This window comes from Pseudoalteromonas sp. P1-26 (assembly GCF_001401795.1).
Classification (GTDB): Bacteria; Pseudomonadota; Gammaproteobacteria; order Enterobacterales; family Alteromonadaceae; genus Pseudoalteromonas.
In genome coordinates, this window is the sequence record NZ_LKDX01000017.1 from 20625 (window position 1) to 40069 (window position 19445).

Annotated in this window: 18 protein-coding genes; 8 read left to right on the forward strand and 10 right to left on the reverse strand. The window is 41.9% G+C overall.

Annotated features, from left to right (window positions below; translation table 11 throughout):
* Positions 1-154: 154 nt before the first annotated feature.
* The gene (locus AN394_RS10270) at positions 155-364 is read right to left on the reverse strand and encodes a hypothetical protein (protein ID WP_054561957.1); all 210 of its coding nucleotides are present in this window, start codon (positions 362-364) and stop codon (positions 155-157) included.
* A 195-nt stretch (positions 365-559) separates the two neighbouring features.
* Here AN394_RS10270 and AN394_RS10275 point away from each other — a divergent pair, with 195 nt between their 5' ends.
* Positions 560-1432 carry a mechanosensitive ion channel family protein gene (locus AN394_RS10275; RefSeq protein WP_054561956.1) on the forward strand — a complete coding sequence of 291 codons (873 nt, stop codon included), beginning with the start codon at positions 560-562 and terminating at the stop codon, positions 1430-1432.
* A gap of 23 nt (positions 1433-1455) precedes the next feature.
* On the opposite strand, the gene AN394_RS10280 is transcribed toward AN394_RS10275, so the two are convergent.
* Positions 1456-2004: an HdeD family acid-resistance protein gene (locus tag AN394_RS10280; RefSeq protein ID WP_054561955.1), complete on the reverse strand. Its 549-nt coding sequence runs from the start codon at positions 2002-2004 to the stop codon at positions 1456-1458.
* A 155-nt stretch (positions 2005-2159) separates the two neighbouring features.
* On the opposite strand from AN394_RS10280, the gene AN394_RS10285 reads away from it, so the two are divergent.
* From AN394_RS10285 to yegD, 6 genes are all read left to right on the forward strand, one after another.
* Positions 2160-3854: a mechanosensitive ion channel family protein gene (locus AN394_RS10285; protein ID WP_054561954.1), complete on the forward strand. Its 1695-nt coding sequence runs from the start codon at positions 2160-2162 to the stop codon at positions 3852-3854.
* A 368-nt stretch (positions 3855-4222) separates the two neighbouring features.
* Complete coding sequence (locus tag AN394_RS10290; protein ID WP_054561953.1) at positions 4223-6484, forward strand: TonB-dependent receptor; 2262 nt, start codon at positions 4223-4225, stop codon at positions 6482-6484.
* Positions 6485-6594: 110 nt separating this feature from the next.
* On the forward strand, positions 6595-6894 hold the full coding sequence (locus tag AN394_RS10295; protein ID WP_054561952.1) for a hypothetical protein: 300 nt from the start codon (positions 6595-6597) through the stop codon (positions 6892-6894).
* Positions 6895-6942: 48 nt separating this feature from the next.
* Complete coding sequence (locus tag AN394_RS10300; protein ID WP_054561951.1) at positions 6943-7599, forward strand: HAD family phosphatase; 657 nt, start codon at positions 6943-6945, stop codon at positions 7597-7599.
* Positions 7600-7682: 83 nt separating this feature from the next.
* Positions 7683-8522, forward strand: a complete 840-nt coding sequence (locus AN394_RS10305; RefSeq protein ID WP_054561950.1) for a DNA ligase — start codon at positions 7683-7685, stop codon at positions 8520-8522.
* A gap of 67 nt (positions 8523-8589) precedes the next feature.
* Complete coding sequence (gene yegD / locus AN394_RS10310) at positions 8590-9957, forward strand: molecular chaperone (RefSeq protein ID WP_055021454.1); 1368 nt, start codon at positions 8590-8592, stop codon at positions 9955-9957.
* Between the two features lie 32 nt (positions 9958-9989).
* On the opposite strand, the gene AN394_RS10315 is transcribed toward yegD, so the two are convergent.
* The 4 genes from AN394_RS10315 to AN394_RS10330 all read right to left on the reverse strand — a co-directional run bounded on the left by AN394_RS10315 (position 9990) and on the right by AN394_RS10330 (position 14431).
* A complete protein-coding gene (locus AN394_RS10315; RefSeq protein ID WP_054551787.1) occupies positions 9990-10454 on the reverse strand; it encodes a methylglyoxal synthase in 465 nt (154 codons plus the stop codon).
* An 8-nt stretch (positions 10455-10462) separates the two neighbouring features.
* A complete protein-coding gene (locus tag AN394_RS10320; RefSeq protein ID WP_055021455.1) occupies positions 10463-11095 on the reverse strand; it encodes a LysE family translocator in 633 nt (210 codons plus the stop codon).
* Positions 11096-11193: 98 nt separating this feature from the next.
* On the reverse strand, positions 11194-13035 hold the full coding sequence (locus AN394_RS10325) for a S8 family serine peptidase (RefSeq protein WP_055021456.1): 1842 nt from the start codon (positions 13033-13035) through the stop codon (positions 11194-11196).
* A 223-nt stretch (positions 13036-13258) separates the two neighbouring features.
* Complete coding sequence (locus AN394_RS10330) at positions 13259-14431, reverse strand: multidrug effflux MFS transporter (RefSeq protein WP_054561946.1); 1173 nt, start codon at positions 14429-14431, stop codon at positions 13259-13261.
* Between the two features lie 177 nt (positions 14432-14608).
* Here AN394_RS10330 and AN394_RS10335 point away from each other — a divergent pair, with 177 nt between their 5' ends.
* Positions 14609-15085, forward strand: coding sequence for a hotdog fold domain-containing protein (locus AN394_RS10335; RefSeq protein ID WP_054561945.1), 477 nt, complete (start codon positions 14609-14611; stop codon positions 15083-15085).
* Here AN394_RS10335 and AN394_RS10340 read toward each other — a convergent pair.
* From AN394_RS10340 to hppD, 4 genes are all read right to left on the reverse strand, one after another.
* Positions 15082-15564 carry a polymer-forming cytoskeletal protein gene (locus AN394_RS10340; protein WP_054561944.1) on the reverse strand — a complete coding sequence of 161 codons (483 nt, stop codon included), beginning with the start codon at positions 15562-15564 and terminating at the stop codon, positions 15082-15084. The genes AN394_RS10335 and AN394_RS10340 overlap by 4 nt on opposite strands.
* Positions 15554-16705, reverse strand: coding sequence for a M23 family metallopeptidase (locus tag AN394_RS10345; protein ID WP_055021457.1), 1152 nt, complete (start codon positions 16703-16705; stop codon positions 15554-15556). The genes AN394_RS10340 and AN394_RS10345 overlap by 11 nt, the downstream gene beginning before the upstream one ends.
* A 151-nt stretch (positions 16706-16856) precedes the next feature.
* Positions 16857-18170, reverse strand: a complete 1314-nt coding sequence (fahA, locus tag AN394_RS10350) for a fumarylacetoacetase (protein ID WP_055021458.1) — start codon at positions 18168-18170, stop codon at positions 16857-16859.
* A 144-nt stretch (positions 18171-18314) separates the two neighbouring features.
* Positions 18315-19361: a 4-hydroxyphenylpyruvate dioxygenase gene (gene hppD, locus AN394_RS10355; RefSeq protein WP_055021474.1), complete on the reverse strand. Its 1047-nt coding sequence runs from the start codon at positions 19359-19361 to the stop codon at positions 18315-18317.
* Between the last annotated feature and the right edge of the window lie 84 nt (positions 19362-19445).

Consider the following 19445-nt stretch of genomic DNA (forward strand, 5'->3'; position numbering starts at 1 on the left):
AGTTTGTCGTTTGATTGGGGAATTTGAACGCAAATAATGTGATTGAGAGGATAAATGTGTGTAAAAAGCCATCAATTGTTTATTAATGGCTCACTTAAGTAAAAAGTGGCACTAGCTGCCAGTTTAAATCTTGATGGTAATAAGTCACCATAGATTAGTTGTAACCCAACACAAACTTTTTCTCTGAGCCAAAGCTCTCTGGCATAGCGTTGCCAAACTCTTTGTTAATTAAATTCAGTGAGTGTTCTTGCTCAGCAAGTAAGTTTAAGATGCGGTTACGGTACTCCAAACTTGATTCAAATAAGTTTAGATCAACCAAGGGTTGTAAAGTGGCAAGTTTTTGTGTGAGTGTCATTTGTGACATTGTGTTCTCCTCGTGCTATTCAAAGCCTGTGAAACCTCAAGCTCTCTATGTATATAGCAGCTGTAGTCTAAAATAGTTAATAATTAGCGCATATTGCGCATAAAGAACTTAGTATTTACCAAGTTTTCACCTATTATGCCGTGCTAAACTTAGTCACAACTGAACCAAACTGATTTTTACTAGGAATGTTAATTTATGACCCTTGTTGATCTGCAATCTGCATTATCGTTTGTATTGTTCACCTACAATGATGTGCAAATTACTGTACTAAAAGTAATTCAAGTGCCTTTGGCGCTGTTTTTAATGTGGTTTGTGGTTACCTGGATTGGTCGATTAATTAAAAAAGCATTACTGGCAAAAAACCTAGGCCCTGACGCGGTTCACTTATTTACCCGTATTTACCTTGTTGTGACCATCGCAGTGCTTGTGTTTACCTCGCTAGAGGTACTCAATATTCCTCTAACGGCGTTTGCATTTGTTTCTGGTGCCATTGCGATTGGTGTTGGTTTTGGTGCACAAAACATTATCAATAACTTCATTAGTGGTTGGATTTTAATGTGGGAGCGACCAATTCGTATTGGTGATTTTTTAGAAGTGGGCACAGCTAAAGGAGTCGTTGAGACAATTAATACTCGCTCAACCCGTATCCGCCGTAACGATGGTGTGCATATGCTGGTACCAAATAGCCAGTTATTAGAAAACACAGTAACTAACTGGACCTTAATTGACCGTAATGCCCGTTCATTTGTGAATGTTGGCGTTGCTTATGGTTCAGACGTGGTGCTTGTAGAGAAGCTGATGAAGCAAATTCTTGATGATCACCCAGCCATTTTAAAAACACCTGCATCATCTGTGTTATTTGATGACTTTGCTGATAGCTCTTTAACTTTTAGCGCTATTTTCTGGGTGTGTGCTGAATCAGAAGCCCCGCTTCGCCAAGTGCGCAGTGAGCTGCGTTTTAGCATTTATAAAGTATTTGCTGAAAATAACATTACCATCGCATTCCCGCAGCGCGATATTCATATCGATGGTGAGATAGCTTTAACAAGGCGTAATAACCAAAAATAAAAAAAGCGGCTTAGCCGCTTTTTTTATGCTCGTTCATTGAGTTTTTTTAGCTTCATAGCAAGCAACACCATCATTATGCCAAATACGATGGCATAGGTTGCAACTAGCCAAAGTAGGGTGATTATGCCCGCGCCAGGGTTAAATATCAGATAACCACCAAAGATAATCGAAATAATACCGCTACCAATTAACAGCCATTCATTACTGATCTCTTTGCGTAGCTTACTCGCAATCAATATTTCAATCACTCCGATAGCAATGGCCCATGCGGCAATAAAGTACAGCATTAAGATAGCTGTTACGTTGGGAGCAAACAGGGTTACAAGTGCAGCAGCAATTGAAATTAAACCACCCACTAATAGCATCCACCAAAGTGGGTTTTCATTTTTTGAAGCAATAGCTAACCAAGTTCTAATGGCACCATCGACAAAAAAGTAAGCGGCGAAAATAAACATCAGAATCGCTAATGAGGCTTCTGGGGCAAACCAACCACATAAGCCAAAAACGATGGCAATGGCACCGTGGATCATTAATGATGACCAATGGGGGATCAGTGAACTTGAGATTTGCATAATAGTATCCTTTGCTTAAGTCTCTATATAACTAACATTTCAGTGCTTGCTTGCAAAGATTTTTAATTATTTTTTGTACAGTTACACAAACCATGCTCTAATTTAATTAGCTGATTATTTCAGCGATTTAATGTTTATCGAACAAGGAATAGAGTGTGAGCCGTTGTAATACCAAGTTTTCATTACAATTTAGTAAGTTATTAGTGTGTTTTTTACTGTTGTTTAATGCGCCATTATGGGCAACAACCACACCAGAAGTGACCGTTAAATCTTTAATTGATAAAGACAACAAGGAAGAGCAAGCCGAACAAAAACCGGCCAAACAAGAATCTGAAACAAATACACCTGCTACAACGGAAAAAGTGCAGGAGCCTCTTGAAGATGACTTACCCTATGATGCGTTTGACCGAATTACGCCACGCAGCTCCATGCAGGGGTACTTAAAAGCGGCCCGGGACCGCGATTTTGAACGTGCAAGCCATTATCTTGATTATCGTAACTTACCCAAAGACGTTGAGGCATTAGGAAAAATCCAGCTTGCTGAAAGTTTATCTGTGGTACTTGATCGTACCTTATGGGTCGATGTTGATAACTTGAGCAATAAGCCTAAAGGAAAACAAAAAGAAAGCGTGCCTAGTTATCGTGATTTGGTTGGAGAAATCAGCACTTCACAAGGTAAGGTGCAAATTTTATTGCAAAGTGTACCGGATGATAAAACAGGTAATCGGATCTGGAAAATATCGAATGCCACCGTAAGTCAAATTCCTTTACTCACCAAAGAGTATGGCTATAACCGAGTCGGTGAGTGGCTTTACAATAACCTGCCAGACATAGAGTTTTTAGGGGTGATGCTTTGGCAGTGGATTTATTTTGCCTTCACATTTGTTCTGTTTTTAGCGGTCGCGATTATCATAACCCGCCTAATTACGTTTGTTCTCGCACACTTAAAAGTCCCTGTAGAAAAAGATGTTATTGGTTTTATTAATGGGCCAGTTAGCCTGTTACTTGCAGTATTTATGGCGCGTTCATTGAACGACCAATCTAATGTAACTATTGCTGTGATGGCGCTATTCCATGGCGCGACCGTATTATTGATCGCTTGGGGCTGGATTTGCCTACGGGCAGTTGATCTTGCCAAACACAGATTAAGCCAGCGCTTTATTAGACAAGATAAACCACAAGCGATTTTCTTATTACGCCCTATAAGTAATGTAGCTAAAACCCTGATTGTCATTTCGTTGCTATTCATGTGGTTTGAAAACTTAGGCTTTAATGCCACTACCTTACTGGCAGGTTTAGGTATTGGTGGCCTTGCAATTGCCCTTGCAGCGCAAAAAACTGTTGAGAATATCATTGCAGCAATCACCTTATATATTTCTGCACCAGTAAAAATAGGTAGCTTATGTAAGTTTGGCAGCCAGTTAGGCACGGTAGAAGAGATAGGGCTAAGAGCGACGCGAATTCGAACGCTTGATCGTTCAGTTATCTATGTAGCGAATGCAAAGTTTGTTGATATGCAGCTTGAGAATGTTTCGGAACGGGAGCGTATTTCTTATCGACCTAAATTGATGCTCAGTGCCAATACTAAGCAACAAAACCTAATGTCGTTTATGCAAGCCCTAAGAGAGCTTTTAGAGCAACATAAGCACATTGCCTTTGAGCCTTGCCGTGTTCGCTTTAAAGGCTTCACGCCTTGGGCTTTACAAGTGGATGTACTAAGCTACGTAGAGACCGTCGACTTTGCTTTTTATATGGAAGTAATCGAAGAGTTAAACTTAGCAATCTTAGGCTTATTAAATGAGCATGAATGTGAATTAGCTAACCCAGAATTCGCACGTGTGACTGATTAGTTGCTAAAAAAGGGGTAAATGAAAGCGGCTCTCATTTGTACATAATGTCTACACATTGTTGCAATTAGATGCACAGGACATATGTCCGCTTTAGTGAAAAATAATTGCATAAAATCTTCTAAATGTGGCGATGTTGCCGCTAATTGTTGTAAAAAAATTGTATATTTCTAATTTTTAATGCAGTAAAAGTGTCATAAAGTGTTATAATCGTCAGCGTTCGTTCAGCCTCTTTACTTCGTTTTGCACTCTCGAACTAGAGGTCCGCGCAGCTTATTACAAGGCGCGAAAAATTGGCCGAGCCCGTCAAATGAATTGACGCAACATCATCACCGTTGAATAAGAGTGCATAAAAAAGGTTAAAACCCGACATGAAAGCAATGAAAAGATCTACGTTAGCAACACTTATCAATGCAACGTTGTTCTCTGCCGTAGCAGGTACTTCATTTTCAACTCTTGCTGCCGACGAAGCGACAGCAGAAAAAAACAACCAACTAGAAGTTATTCAAATCACCGCTCGTAAACGTGTAGAAAACGCTCAGGAAGTACCTGTAGCTGTATCTGCATTACAAGGTGACAGCTTAGACGCTTACAGCTCAGCTGGTATGGATATTCGTTTTATGAATGCGAAGATCCCAAGCTTATCAATCGAATCTTCGTTTGGTCGTTCTTTCCCACGCTTTTATGTTCGTGGTCTAGGTAACACTGACTTTGACCTAAATGCTTCTCAACCAGTTTCGTTAGTTGTAGACGAAGTTGTTCAAGAGAACGCAATCTTAAAAGGTTTCCCTGTATTTGACGTAGCACGTGTAGAAGTTCTACGTGGCCCACAAGGTACTTTATTCGGTCGTAACACACCGGCTGGCCTTGTTAAATTTGATACAGTTAAGCCATCACAAGAATTTGAAGGCTATGGCTCAGTTTCTTACGGTAGCCGTGGCGCAGTTGATTTTGAAGGTGCTGTTGGCGGTGGCCTAACAGACCGTTTATCAACGCGTGTTTCTGTACTTTGGCAAGAAAAAGACGATTACATCGATAACCGTGCACCTGGTTTTGAACAAGATGACGTTTTAGGTGGTTACACTGAAAAAGCGGCACGTGTTCAGTTCTTATATGAAGGTGACGATTTCACAGGTCTTTTCAACTACCACGTTCGTGATATGGACGGTACGCCAATCGCATTCCGTGGTAACGCTATTAAAGCAGGCACAAACGATTTAGCTGATAACTACGAACATGATGTGGTTTACCACGATGCTGCTTCTCGTGCGACACAACAAGTTGAGTCTCAAGGCGCAAGCTTAAAGCTTGAGTGGGATATCAATGATTTAACTCTTACGTCAATCTCTGCATGGGAAAGCGCTGAAATCTATTCTCGCGCTGACATCGACGGTGGTTACGGTGCAAGCTACTTACCAGATATGGGCCCAGGTTTTATCCCGTTCTATTCTGAAAGTGCTGACGGTATTCCAGATCAAGACCAATACACGCAAGAACTTCGTTTATCTAGCAACTATGCTGGCGACGTAAACTTCCAAGTAGGTGTTTTCTACTTTGATGAAGCGCTAACAATCGAAAACTTCAGCTACGACACTTATGGTTCAACACCAGGTGAGTTAAACGGCTATGTTATCCAGCAGCAAGATACCAAAGCATGGGCGGTATTCGGTTCATTAGATTACACAATCACTGATGACTTAAAAATCACTGCAGGCCTTCGTTACTCAGATGACGAAAAAGAGTTCTCTGCAAACCGTACTTTAAGCCCAGCAGGTGGCGGTGCGTTATTCCTAACAGAAAATCCAAGTGACGACCACGTTAGCTGGGATTTATCTGCTAACTACAAGATCAACGACGACGTAAACTGGTACGCGCGTGTTGCTAACAGCTTCCGTGCACCAAGTATCCAAGGTCGTATCTTATTCGGTGATGAAGTAACTGTTGCTGAGTCTGAAACTGTGACGTCTTTCGAAACAGGTATCAAATCAGACGTACTTGACGGCCAAGGTCGTGTAAACGCAACTGTGTTCTACTACACAATGGATGACCAACAATTAACAGCTGTAGGTGGTGGTGCAAACTTCAACCGTTTAGTTAATGCCGATAAGACAACTGGTTACGGTTTTGAGTTAGACACTGAGTGGGTATTAACTGACAACCTAAACGCTACATTTAACTTAAGCTACAACAACACTGAGCTTGATGATAAAGACCTAGCCGTTGACGTGTGTGCGCAGTGTACTGTAACAAACTCATTAAACAGCGCAGGTCAAGCTATCCTTGATGGTAACAGCTTACCGCACGCACCTGAGTGGATCTCTAACCTTACATTACGCTATAGCCGCGAAGTAGCTGACGGTGAATTCTTCACTTACGCTGACGTGTCTTACCGCAGCGAAATCAACTACTTCTTATACGAGTCAGTTGAGTTTGAAGGCAAGCCATTAACTGAAGTAGGTTTACGTTCAGGTTATGCTTGGGCTGAAGGCGACAACGAATATGAAGTATCAGCATTCGTTCGTAACATGTTCGACGAGCAGCAATCAATCGGTGCTATCGACTTTAATAACAACACAGCAATGGTGAACGAAGAGCGTTACATCGGTGCTGAGTTCAAAGTAAGCTTCTTCTAAGCTGAAATAATAAGTCCTATTAAAACCCGCTGTATAGCGGGTTTTTTCGTTTATAATCGCGTTGGTAACTGCTAAAGTGGCAGGATTAATTGAAGAGAAAGAGAATAACTATGGCTGGATTTTGGAACTACCGTGTAATTTTTTGTGAAGCAACAAAAGATGAAGCGGCACAATATCAAATTCATGAAGTTGAATATAACTTAAATGGTAAAGTGACTAACTGGTCAGAAACCGGTGCAGCACCATTTGGTAATACAGTCGAAGAACTTGAAGCAGATGCAGATCGTTTAAAAACAGCGTTTTCTAAGCCGGTTTTAAAAGTGGTAAGAAAGCAACGTGGCTACGAGCTGGTTGATGTAGAAACAGGCGAAGAAGCTTTTGCTGAGCCACCTGCGGGCTTAACTGAATAATCATATTTAAAGGTGCCTATGGCACCTTTTTACTTTGAAGGAATGAGGATGACTTTAAAAGCAGTATTGTTTGATATGGATGGCACCTTGGTTGACTCTGAAAGTGTGCATTTTAATATTTGGAATGACTTGTTAGCTCCTTTTGGCGTGCAGTATGATGAAGCTACGTTTTGTCAGCGCTTCTCAGGAAGACCAACACTTGAAGCCGCTAAAGAGGTTGTGACAAATTATGGGCTTACTATCAGCCCAGAACAGTTAACGGATGATAAGTACGCTGCATTTGGCCGTTTTGTTAGTACTAATTTACCTGCCTTTATGCCACATGCAAAAGCGGTGCTTGAGCAAGTCAAAGCCAGTGGTTTAAAAATGGCATTAGTAACAGGTAGTGCAAAAGATGAAGCCTATCCTATTTTAAAAGGCTATGGCATTTTCGATTGGTTTGACTGTGTGGTTACCAAAGATGATGTTAATAATCCTAAGCCTGCTGGTGACCCTTACCAACTAGCCCTAGATAAACTAGATATAAAGGCTAATGAGGCTGTAGCTGTCGAAGATACCTTTACCGGTGTTACCGCTGCGAGCAACGCAGGTGTTGCTGTGTATGCGGTGCCAAATCATTTCACGTTAGAGCATGATTTTAGTAAAGCCGCGGGTGTGTTTGCTGATTTGAACGAATTTTTCAAATGCCTACAAACTAAACTATAATTAGCTGACTGTTGCTAAGCTGCTTTTGTTAAGTAGTCAAAGCCAGAGCCCGTTAATACTCACAAATTTGCAAGGAAGCAATAATGGTTAAATTCACTCGTGCGCTTTTGTGCGCAATCACGTTATTTATAGGCTTTTCAGCCGAAGCGCAACAAGCTCCTTCAGTGCTTTTAGCAAACGTCTATCAAGCCGAAAAGGTAAATGTATCTGACTATTTAGTTAGTGAAAAATATGATGGCGTTCGGGCTATTTGGACAGGGAGTCAATTAGTAACCCGAAATGGTAACCCAATTTATGCCCCCAAGTGGTTCACAGATCCACTGCCAGGTGTTTGGCTTGATGGAGAGCTTTGGACTAAGCACCAAGATTTTGCCAATGTGAGCGGGATCGTTCGAAAAGTCACACCTGTAGAATCAGAATGGCAAACCGTCAATTACATGATATTTGATATGCCGGATGCGACAACGCCATTTAGTCAACGTTATGAAAACTACACAAGGTTAGTAAACCAGCTGCAAAGTGAGCATATTAAAGCCGTTGCGCAAATGCACTTTAATGATAACAAGCAACTTAGTTTGTTTATGGATGAACTAATCGCACAAGGAGCTGAGGGCGTCATGCTGCATCTAGCAGCTGCAAAGCATAGTGCAGGGCGAAGTGATGCATTGCTAAAGTTAAAGCCTTATTTTGACGCTGAAGCGGTTGTAATCGGTTATATCGCAGGAAAGGGTAAGTATAAAAATATGCTTGGTGCACTCAAGGTGCGCAGCAGTGATGGTACCGAGTTTAAAATTGGCTCGGGGTTTACCGATCAACAAAGATCATCGCCCCCAGCGATAGGTAGTACTATTACCTACAAATATCATGGCTTTACTAAGAATGGCCTACCACGTTTTGCAAGCTTTTTACATGAAACGCCATAGCGTCATTCAAAAACGGCTGCGACTATGGTAAATTTCGCGGCCTTTTTATTGATGTATAGGTGTTAGAATGTTTGCAGGCTTTGATTACGGTAGCTCAAATTGTGCAATCGGTGTAATGAATAACGAGCAACAAGTCTCTTTAGTGCCGCTTGAGCAGGGCAAGCAATATTTACCCTCAACACTTTATACTCATCACAGTGCATTAGTTGTCGATTTTGTGACAAAACACCTTACGGGTAGCCCATTTGAGCACGACTTTAAAACTGAGCGACAAGCGCTTTTAAATACCATTCCTCGTATTAAATCTGACCTCGATATTCAAACTGGTGATGAGACCTTATTTATAGGTCGAGAAGCAATTAGTGAGTATGTGCAATTTCCTGAAGAAGGTTACTTTGTAAAATCGCCTAAGTCATTCTTTGGTGCAGTAGGCTTAAAGCAAGGGCAAATAAACTTCTTTGAAGACATTGCCACGGCGATGATTTTAAAAATTAAACAACGCGCCGAGCAATCATTGCAAGACACATTAACAGAAACGGTAATTGGACGACCGGTAAACTTTCAATCAGTCGGTGGTGAAGAGTCTAATCAACAAGCGCTCGGTATATTAGAGCGAGCAGCAAAACGCGCAGGCTTTAAAGAGGTGTCGTTTTTATATGAACCATTAGCGGCGGGCATTGATTATGAAACCTCATTGCAGCAAGACCAAAAAGTGTTGGTTGTCGATATTGGCGGGGGTACTAGCGATTGCTCATTTGTACAAATGGGGCCGAGCTTTCGTGATAAGCAATGCCGTGACAATGACTTTTTAGCTCACAGTGGTAAGCGTGTAGGTGGAAATGATTTAGATATTGCGCTGAGCTTTCATGGTTTAATGCCATTACTAGGTTTAGGCACTGAGTTTAAATCGGGTCTTCCACTGCCGAATCAACCGTTTTGGCAAGCCTGTAAAATCAATGATGTAAATCTGCAAAGCCAGTTTTATAGCGATGCCCATCATCGCGAGTTACTGACTCAACTTCGTGAAGTTAAAGAGCCTGCGCTTTTTAAACGCTTAATTCAATTGCAGCAAAATAAGCAAGGTCACCAATTAGTGCAGCAAGGTGAAGCGGCAAAAATTGCGCTCTCGTCAGCGAATGAATTTACTACAGATTTGCGCTTCTTAGATTCAGACTTAACGCAGTGCTTAACGCTAAAAGATCTAGCTTTAGCTGTTGATGACTCAATAAGCCAGATAGTGAGCTTAGCTAAACAAGCGATTCAAGAAGCTGGCACAACGCCTGATGTCATTTACTTAACGGGCGGTAGCGCGCAATCACCGCTGATCAAGGCCGCGTTAAAATCCCATTTAGGCGATATAAATATGCTGAACGGGGATCACTTTGGTAGTGTTACTGCAGGTTTAACTAAGTGGGCGCACAAGCTTTATAGCTAATAGCCCCCACTTTGATATATCGACTTATAGAACTAAAGAGTCACTTGGCGCGTTGCGAGGTATTTTTCGTAATCTGGCAACGTGCGGCACAGCTCAGTTTCCATCATAGGTGAGCTTAATAGCATATCGGCACTGACTTCATTACAGGCAACAGGAATATTCCAAACCGCAGCTAAACGCAGTAATGCTTTTACATCTGGGTCGTGTGGCTGCGATGCAAGTGGATCCCAGAAAAACACCAGCATGTGCACTTCATGTTCAGCAATTTTAGCACCAAGTTGTTGATCGCCGCCCATAGGGCCACTTAGCAGCTTAATTACTTCAAGCCCTGTTGTACGCTCGATTAAATGACCTGTTGTGCCCGTACCGTATAGCGTGTGCTTACTTAAAATGTCTTGGTGCTTTTCACACCACGCCTGTAGGGCTGCTTTTTTACCATCATGGGCTACGAGGGCAATATTCTTTTTGGCTGGTAAGGCTTGTTGTTTTTGTTCCATAAGTGCTCTTATATCAATAGGTTAATTGCTAGTGCAATAAACACCAGCCCCGTGATCCGATCAATCCAAATCTGGGTTTGTGGGTGCTCACGATAATAACTGGCTATCTTATCGCCGAAATAAATATACGTGCAGTCGATTGGAAAAGCAAAAAGCGGGTAAAGTAAACCAAAAAAAGCGAGCTGAAAGGTCGTTGAAGATAAGCTCGGATCGACGAACTGCGGAATAAACGCAATAAAGAATAGAGCGACTTTTGGATTAAGTACCTCGGTCATCATTGCTTGAAACATCACATTTTGCTTTTTACTGGTACTTACATGGGGTTTTTCTTCGCACTCTGACTCAGGCTGTGTAAAGGTGTCTTTTAGCGTCATTATGCCCAAATAGCATAGGTACGCCGCACCTAAATACTGAACTGTGGTATAGGCAACAGTCGACGCTTTTAAAATTGCCGTTAAACCTACCACCGCAAAAAAAGTATGCACCACACCACCTAAGGCAAAACCAAAGGCACTTTGCATCCCGGCTTTACGGCCATTGGCAAAGGTTTGTGCCATTAAAAATGCATTAGAAGGGCCGGGGGCCACGGCAATTAAAAAGCTGGCGCCTAAAAACGACAGTAGAAATTCTGGATTGATCATCGGCACAAAGATAAAAAGCTAGGTAGTTGATTTTAACAAGCTTCTAGAAAAAGAAAAAGCGGACAATCAATGCCCGCTGAATTGGGTTGGGGAAAGTATTAGAACGTCACAGTGCTGTTGTTTGAACAAACAGTTGTGCTTTGTGCTTCACATACTTGGTAAGTGTAAGTGCCACCACCTTTTGTTGTGATAGTGTCAGTATAGCTGTTAGTGTTTGCCACTGAGCCTACTTTGCTACCATTACGGTAAACATCTACAGTGCTTGTAGCAGCGCCACTCCAGCTTAAATCAATGTATTTAGTGCCTTTTGACTTATAACCTGAAGTAGAAAGACTAATATCATCACCACCTGGTGTTGTGCCACCGCCATTATCGCCACCACCTGCACAGCCATTGGCTGTTAGGTATGCATCTGCGTCAGCTGCTTTAACAATACCGTGACCGAAGTAAACATCGTGACCGGAAGCACCTTGATCTTCTGCCGTTGCTTTTAGTGCATCACGGATTTCTGTACCCGTACACTCAGGGTGATTTGACCATACTAGCGCTGCGATACCTGAAACAGCAGGCGTTGCCATTGATGTACCGCTCATGAAACCATAATCACTAGTACCAATCGCGATATCAATAGTTGTGCTTGAAAGAAGAGCTGAACGGTCTTCAAGTGCCGCACCGACAGCTGGAATTGTTGTATCGTTAGTATCGCCTAATGTAGCGTATAACATGCCAGCTTCGTTATTGATGATAACAGCCCCGATACCGCCTGAGTTTTCGCAGTTATTTACCTTGTCATAGAACGAGATATTGCCGCGGTCAATCATACAAATTTTCCCCGCTGCGCCAGCATCTACGCTTTCAGCAGTACCCATGTAATACGCCGTGCCTGATGCATTACCCGCGTTTTCCATTGATGAAGTAGCAAAGCCTGCGCCATCAGCTGCTAAGCTAGCTGACGTTGCCATACCAGCAGGGTAAGTAGAAAGAGTATCAACACCACCTGCTGTTACTTCAACACAGATAGTTTCATCTGTAGTAGCGCGTTTACCGCGACCAGATGTACAGCTAGGGAATTGCGAGAAATCTGCAATTTGGTTGTCCGCATCATTTGCACCAACCATCATTACTGATGGATAGCCTGCAGGGTATGAACGTACGTTGTTACCATCGTTACCCGCTGCAGCAACAACTAAACCGCCAGCGCTTGTGAAATTAGCAAATGCGTTAGACTCGGTGCTATTTGAACCACCGCCACCAAGGCTCATGCTGATGATATTTGCACCTGCCTGAGAACATAAATCTGCTGCGTGTGCTAAGTCTGAAGAGTAACCCCAGCCTTCAGCGTTGAATACTTTTATGATGTGCATTGCCACACCGGGCGCCATACCAACCACACCAACATTGTTGTCTGCTGCGCCAATAGTACCTGCTACGTGGGTACCATGTGGGCCACCATTGTCGTACCAGTTGCCTGTGCCACTGTCATTATCACCTGTAATGTTACCCCATACGAAATCAGGGTTTGTAGCATCTAAACCTGAGTCAATCACACAGACTTTCATGCCAGCATTTGCATCGAAGGTAACTTGATCAGCTTGTGATTGGTAAACTGCGTATGGCGTTAATTGCTGCTGCATTGCATTACCAGCGTCATCGTTATAAAGCGCCATTGGTACACGCTTTTGGTCTTCTTCAATTAGTTTGATGTGAGGGTTGTTTAGTAAGCCTTTTACGCTTGCAAGGTCATGACCTGTAAATTGCGCTGCAATAAAGCCATTACCATCAACTTTAATATCACCACCAAGCTTTTTAGCGAGTGCTTTAACTACGCCTTTTTTATTGTTGTCTACTTGGATGATGTAACGGTCATTTGCTGCGTTTGCAGTTCCTGCTGCACATAGTCCACTGATGATCAGTGCTAATGCTAATTTATTCTTTTTCATAATTCGTATCCCAAACATGTTTTTGAGTTAACCAAATGTTAACGTGAGTAAACAATAGATTAATGGTGCTATAGGTACAAGTAAAATAATCCACAAAACTGGAACAAATTATTCTAGAAAGATGCTTTTTATAACGGTAGGAAATAACAAGATGTCTAAACGGATAAATAGAATATAACGATTCTCATTTACCCGTTATGACTAAAAGTATGATAAAACTTTTTTATGACAAGTGCTTATATTTGAACAATAAGTAGGTGAAAGGGATGAGCATTAAAAAATGCACGCCAATTAATACTGGTGTAGTCAAATTTAACAATTGCGTTATAAACACTAATAAGCTTGCGCCACTCATTTGCATTAAGCCAATAAGTGCTGATGCTGTGCCTGCTTGCTTAGGAAATAAACTTAGTGCACGGCCTGCAGATGAGCCAAGTGTCAGTGCAAAACCAAACGCAGCAATAAACATCGGAAACATCAAGGCAAGCGCAGTACGTTGTTGGCTAAAGGCCAACATTAAGGCACCTGCGATTACAAGCAACAAGAGTCCTGCTTTTAACGCGCGTTTTGGTTGGCGTTTGATGTAAAGTGGCATAATAAAGCTTGCAACAATGCTCAAGACCGCATTACAGGTAAACCAGAAAGTAAAGTCGGTAACACTGCCACCTAATTTAGTAATAAGCCAGCCAGGTGCTAACGTAACGAAGACTAAAATAGCCGACATAGTTACCAAGCAAATTAAGCTATGAAATAAAAACAATGGCGTGCTGATAATTGGCATAAAACGGCGCAGGTCAAGAATATGACCACTATATACACTATCTGCAGGGCGGGTTTCTTTGTACATTAACAAGGTTATGAATAAACCAATGAGTGCAAATACAGCCATGAATAAAAAGTTCATGCGCCAGCCAAACTGTACTGTGAGCCAAGCACCTAGAATTGGCGCGAGGGCAGGGATAAAGCAGACGATACCATTAAGATAAGTAATGATTTGGCCGCTACGTTCACTACCAAATCTATCTCTTACAATGGCAAACGCTACTACAAATGTGGCACAGGCCCCCAAACCTTGCAGTGCTCTTGCAATCATCAGGCTTGTAAAATCAGGTGCCAGATACGCGCCAAAAGCCGCTAAACCATAAATTGTCACACCGGTAATTGCCACAGGCTTACGACCAAATTTATCTGCTAATGGCCCTGCAATGAGCTGTCCAAGCCCAACGGTAAGCATAAAAATAGCGACAGTTTGCTGAATTTGCTTTTCTGAAGCGCTGAATTGTTCTGCAATGGTCGGAAAAGCGGGTAAGTAAATATCAATTGCTAACGGGCTAAAGATAACCAGAAGGCCAAGAATAAATAGTAAGCTGAGGTTTTTGTGCTGGCGTGACTGCATTCGCTCTCCTTTAAAACGGTATTTTATGTGCCCCTAAAGGAAAAGAAAAGCGTTCACTTGGCTAAAAGTGTAATACATACGTAATCATTAAAACTGCTAACAAAAATTTTCCATTTCGCTATCTGGTCTGATGTGTTAGCTTTTTACCTCACATCATAAAAATAATGGATAAACGTCGTGAGCTCACAATCATCATTATTAAAAATTTGGACTAAATGCCTGTCACTGCCGAAGGGTAACTGGTTGTTTAGTAAAGCCGTGTGCTTTAAAGCCCCTTACTTTGGTTCAATAAAGCCATTGATCACAGATTTAACTGCTGGGCATTGCAGCGCAACTGTTAAAAATCGCCGAGCAATCCATAATCACATTGGTACCATCCATGCAATTGCACAATGTAATGTTGCTGAGCTATGCGCTGGCTTGATGGTTGATGCAACTGTGCCGGCAAAAACACATCGCTGGATCCCAAAAGGCATGACAGTGAATTATTTAGCGAAAATTGACACAGATATGCGTGCTGTTGCCCAGATAGACGTGCCGAGTGAGTGGTTAGAAAAGCAAGACTTGCTAGTACCAGTGAAGGTTTATAATAGCCGCGATGAACTCGTTTTCACCGCGGATATTACAATGTATGTAACCGCTAAAAAACGTTAAGACTTATCAGCGGCTTGTTTGTTTACAAACGACAGGTCGTTGTCATCATCAGCCAGTATTGAAGAACTGTTTTGTTCTTCAGGCTTAATAGGCGCCACATTATCTTCTTCATTACGATGTTTTAAGCTGCCTTCAATGATTGCGCCGGCTTCGATGCTCAGGGTGTCATGAAATACATCGCCATGAACTTCTGCAGTGCTTTCAATAGTCACTTTATTGGCAATAAGCGAACCAATAATTTTACCTTTGACGATAACACTGTCAGCTTCAATAACACCTTCAATCATGCCAGTGTGACCAATCACTAAATGTTTAACACGTAAATCGCCTTCGATGCGACCGTCAAGCTGAACTTCACCTTGGCTGCTGAGGCCGCCAGTTAAACGAACGTCTTCAGAAATAATAGAAGGGGTGTGGTTGGTTCTTTTTAAAGATGAGCCAGACGAGCTAGCTGCTGATTGTTTTTTTTTACCGAACACGAGAAAGCGCCTTTGTTATTTTAACCGGGTTGACATGTTTGCCATTCACTAAAACTTCGTAATGTAGGTGAGTGCTGGTACTACGGCCAGTACTACCCATTAAGCCGATGACATCGTCTTTAGTCACTGTTTGGCCTTTTTTAACCTTAATTTTATTAAGGTGACCGAAGCGAGTAACGAAGCCATTTTTGTGTTGTAGTTCGATAAAGTTGCCATAACCGCCATTACGACCAGCACGTAAAACGGTGCCGTCAGCGGGAGCAAAAATTTCGGTTTTATGCCAACCTGCTAAATCAACGCCTTTGTGAAAAGCGCGGCGGCCATTCATTGGATCTTTTCGTAGACCATAACTACTTGAAATGTAGTAATCGGCAGCAGGAAGTGTTTGTGGTAATTCGCTCAGTAAGTTTTCGAGGTTATTTAATGCCAGCAATTTGTCGGCAATTGCTAAAAACTCAAGAGGGATTTTTGATTCGTCGAATAAGTCTAATGGACCACCTTGTGCTGTATCTGTACCTTCTAATACCGAACCATTCGCAAGGCTACTATCAAGGCCTGCGCCCTCTAACATAGCAACAATTTCTTGGTGGCGAAGTTTAATTTGCTCATCTAATGCAACAAAGCTGTTGTTATAAGCTGCATCAAGGCGAGCTAGGCGCTCAGAAATGCTCTCTAAGCGTTTAACTTGTTTTGGTTGCTGTTCATCTTCTAAAGGTGCGTGAAACTCTTCAGCGTGCTCCTGAACAGGTAAAAGCAATGGCTCTGCGTCGGTTGGCAGTGCCGGTTTGTTCATTGATTCTGGTAATGACTCGATCATGCTTTGCAATAGCGCTTGCTTTTGTTCAAGTACGGCTAATTGCTCGAGCTGTTTTTCATAGACAGCTTGTTGCTGATAATGCTGTTTTTGCCATTCTTGTTGTTTCGTAAGCTGGGTTTGTTCAATGCTGGTGATCTTGTCAGCTTGAGAAATGATTTGTAGTGTCGAAATGCTTAACCAAACAATAGCAGTTAAAATGACTAGTAAAGTCGTTAATTGCACCCAAGGGGCTAATACTAAGTGTTTTACCTCGCCATTTTGACGGATCAACAGCTGACGAACTGGAAAAAACGTGCGATAAAAAGACTTAAGTTTAACTAACATGGCGTACAAAATTTGACTAATAACCGAGCTAAGATAGCAATCTGATTTAAAAAAGCCAGCAAAAAATTGTAACTCAACTGAAAAAAATGCAAAAAAAAGGGCAAAAAATGCCCTTAATCGTTGTTCTGGAAATAAAAATAGCTAGTTATTTTTATTTGGCAGGTAGTACTGTACCTTCGACTGAACCAAAACCAATACGTGCAAAACCGTCTTTTTCACACCAACCACGCATGATTACGTTGTCGCCATCTTCTAAGAAAGCACGTTGTTCGCCATTAGCTAGGGTGATCTTTTCTTTACCACCGCGTGATAGTTCTAATAATGAACCAGCTTCTTCGTGCTCAGGACCTGATTGCGTACCTGAACCTAACATGTCGCCTGGTTGGAAGTTACAGCCATTTACTGTGTGGTGAGTCACCATTTGCGCGACTGTCCAGTAAGAGTGTTTGAAGCTTGATTTAGATACTTGTGTTGGTGCTTCGCCAGCCGCACGCATCTTTTCAGTTTCAATTTGCACATCCATTTTGATATCGAATGCACCAAACTCACGGTTATGAGCTGACTCTAAATAGTCCATTGGTTGTGGATCGTTTTCGTCACGTGTCCAATTTGTTCTAAATGGTGCCAGTGCTTCTGTGGTAACAATCCAAGGAGATACAGTCGAAGCGAAGTTCTTCGCAAGGAATGGACCAAGCGGCTGGTATTCCCATGCTTGTAAATCACGTGCAGACCAGTCATTAAATACACAGAAACCAAATACGTGATTTTCAGCATTTTCAATGGCAATTGCATCGCCTAATTCATTACCTTTACCAAGGTAAATGCCTAACTCAAGTTCGTAGTCTAGGCGTTTACAAGGGCCGAATGAAGGGACTTCTGCATCTGGCGCTTTAGTTTGACCGTTAGGGCGGTGGAACGTTTGACCAGAAACATCAATTGACGATGAGCGGCCGTGATAACCAATAGGTACCCATTTGTAGTTAGGTAGAAGTGGGTTATCAGGGCGGAATAGACTACCTACCGCTGTTGCGTGGTAAATAGAGGTATAAAAGTCAGTGTAATCACCAATACGGCACGGTAGCGCAAATTCGATGTCTGCTTGAGCGATAAGCGCTTCGCTTAATTGCGCTTGCTCACTCGCACCTTCACGGAGTGCTTTTGATAATGCTAGACGAAGTGCAGACCAATACTGCTGACCAAGACCCATAAATTCATTGAGTGTAGCTTGGCTTGCGGCTTTAACGGCAACCTGTGCATCACCAGAGAATAAACCAAGTTCATTTACTTTTGCTAAGTCGATAACTTGATCACCAATTGCTACAGCGCCACGGAACGCTTCGTCTGAATTTTTACGACGTACTTCTGCAAAAGGAAGGTTTTGAATTGGGAAGTCACAGTTCGCTTTGTTAGCAGATGCAACCCAGCTTTTTAGATTAATATCGTGGGTTTCGTTAATTAGGCTCATACTCTTTCCTTATTTGGTTCGCGCTGATTTATTAGTTATCTATATGGAGGCAATCAACGCAATTTAAACAGTTAGTTTAAAACAGAATTTAAAACGACAAAAAGCAGCGTGTGAATAACGCTGCTTTTTATTCATTATGATGATTTAGATTACACCACGACGCTCTTGATCACGTTCGATTGATTCGAACAGCGCTTGGAAGTTACCTTCACCGAAACCGCCGTCATCTACACGTTGGATCATCTCGATAAAGATAGGACCGAATAGGTTCTTCGAGAAGATTTGTAGTAGGTAACAATTTTCGCTTTGGCTATCTACTAGGATCTGATGCTTACGGATCTTCTCTTTATCTTCTTTAACCCAAGGCACACGGTCAAAAATAGTGTCGTAGTACTCAGGGATGATATCAAGCGTCGCAATCGTTGATTGGTCAAGCTTATCAAGTGAACTTACTAGGTCATTCGTAAGGAATGCTAAATGTTGTACACCCGGACCATTGTACTCATTTAAGTACTCATCGATTTGGTTATTGTTGTTATCTTTACCTTCGTTGATTGGAATCGAGAAAGTACCGCACGGAGATTTAAGTGCGTAAGATAATAACGCTGTTTTTTGACCTTTAATGTCGAAGTAACGAACTTCAGTAAAACCAAATACGTCTTTATAGAAGTTAGCCCATGTTTCCATCGTGCCTTTATAAACGTTATTGGTTAAATGGTCGATACGGATGAAGCCTTTGTCTTCAACAATGTTTTGCTCGCTTAAATCTTCAAAATCTGACTCATAGATAGAACCTTTGTCGCCAAATTGCTCGATGAAATAAATTAAGCTGTCGCCGATACCGTAAATAGCAGGGTATGGTAAGTTTTTGTGAGTTGAGTCTGTTGCAGGTTTTGCACCGCGCTCAACAGCAACTTCGAATGCTTTTTGTGCATTCTCTACACGCCAACCCATAGAACAGATTGCCGGGCCGTGGCTTTTAGCAAATTCAGCAGAGAAACCTTCACGTTCATTGTTTAGTAAGAAATGAATGTCATGTTGGTTGTAGTAAACAATGTCTTTACCTTTGAATTTTTTTAGCTTTGAGAAGCCAAAATCAGTAAACACTTTGTCCATGTAATCTGCATCTGGTGTTGCGTATTCAGTGAATTCAATGCCCATTAGGCCTAATGGATTATTTACTTCGCTCATTGTCATTACTCCCGCAATTATAAGCACTGCGCTAAAAAAGAATTATTGTTCTGTAATGAGCGGATGATTAACCAGAATCTCGAT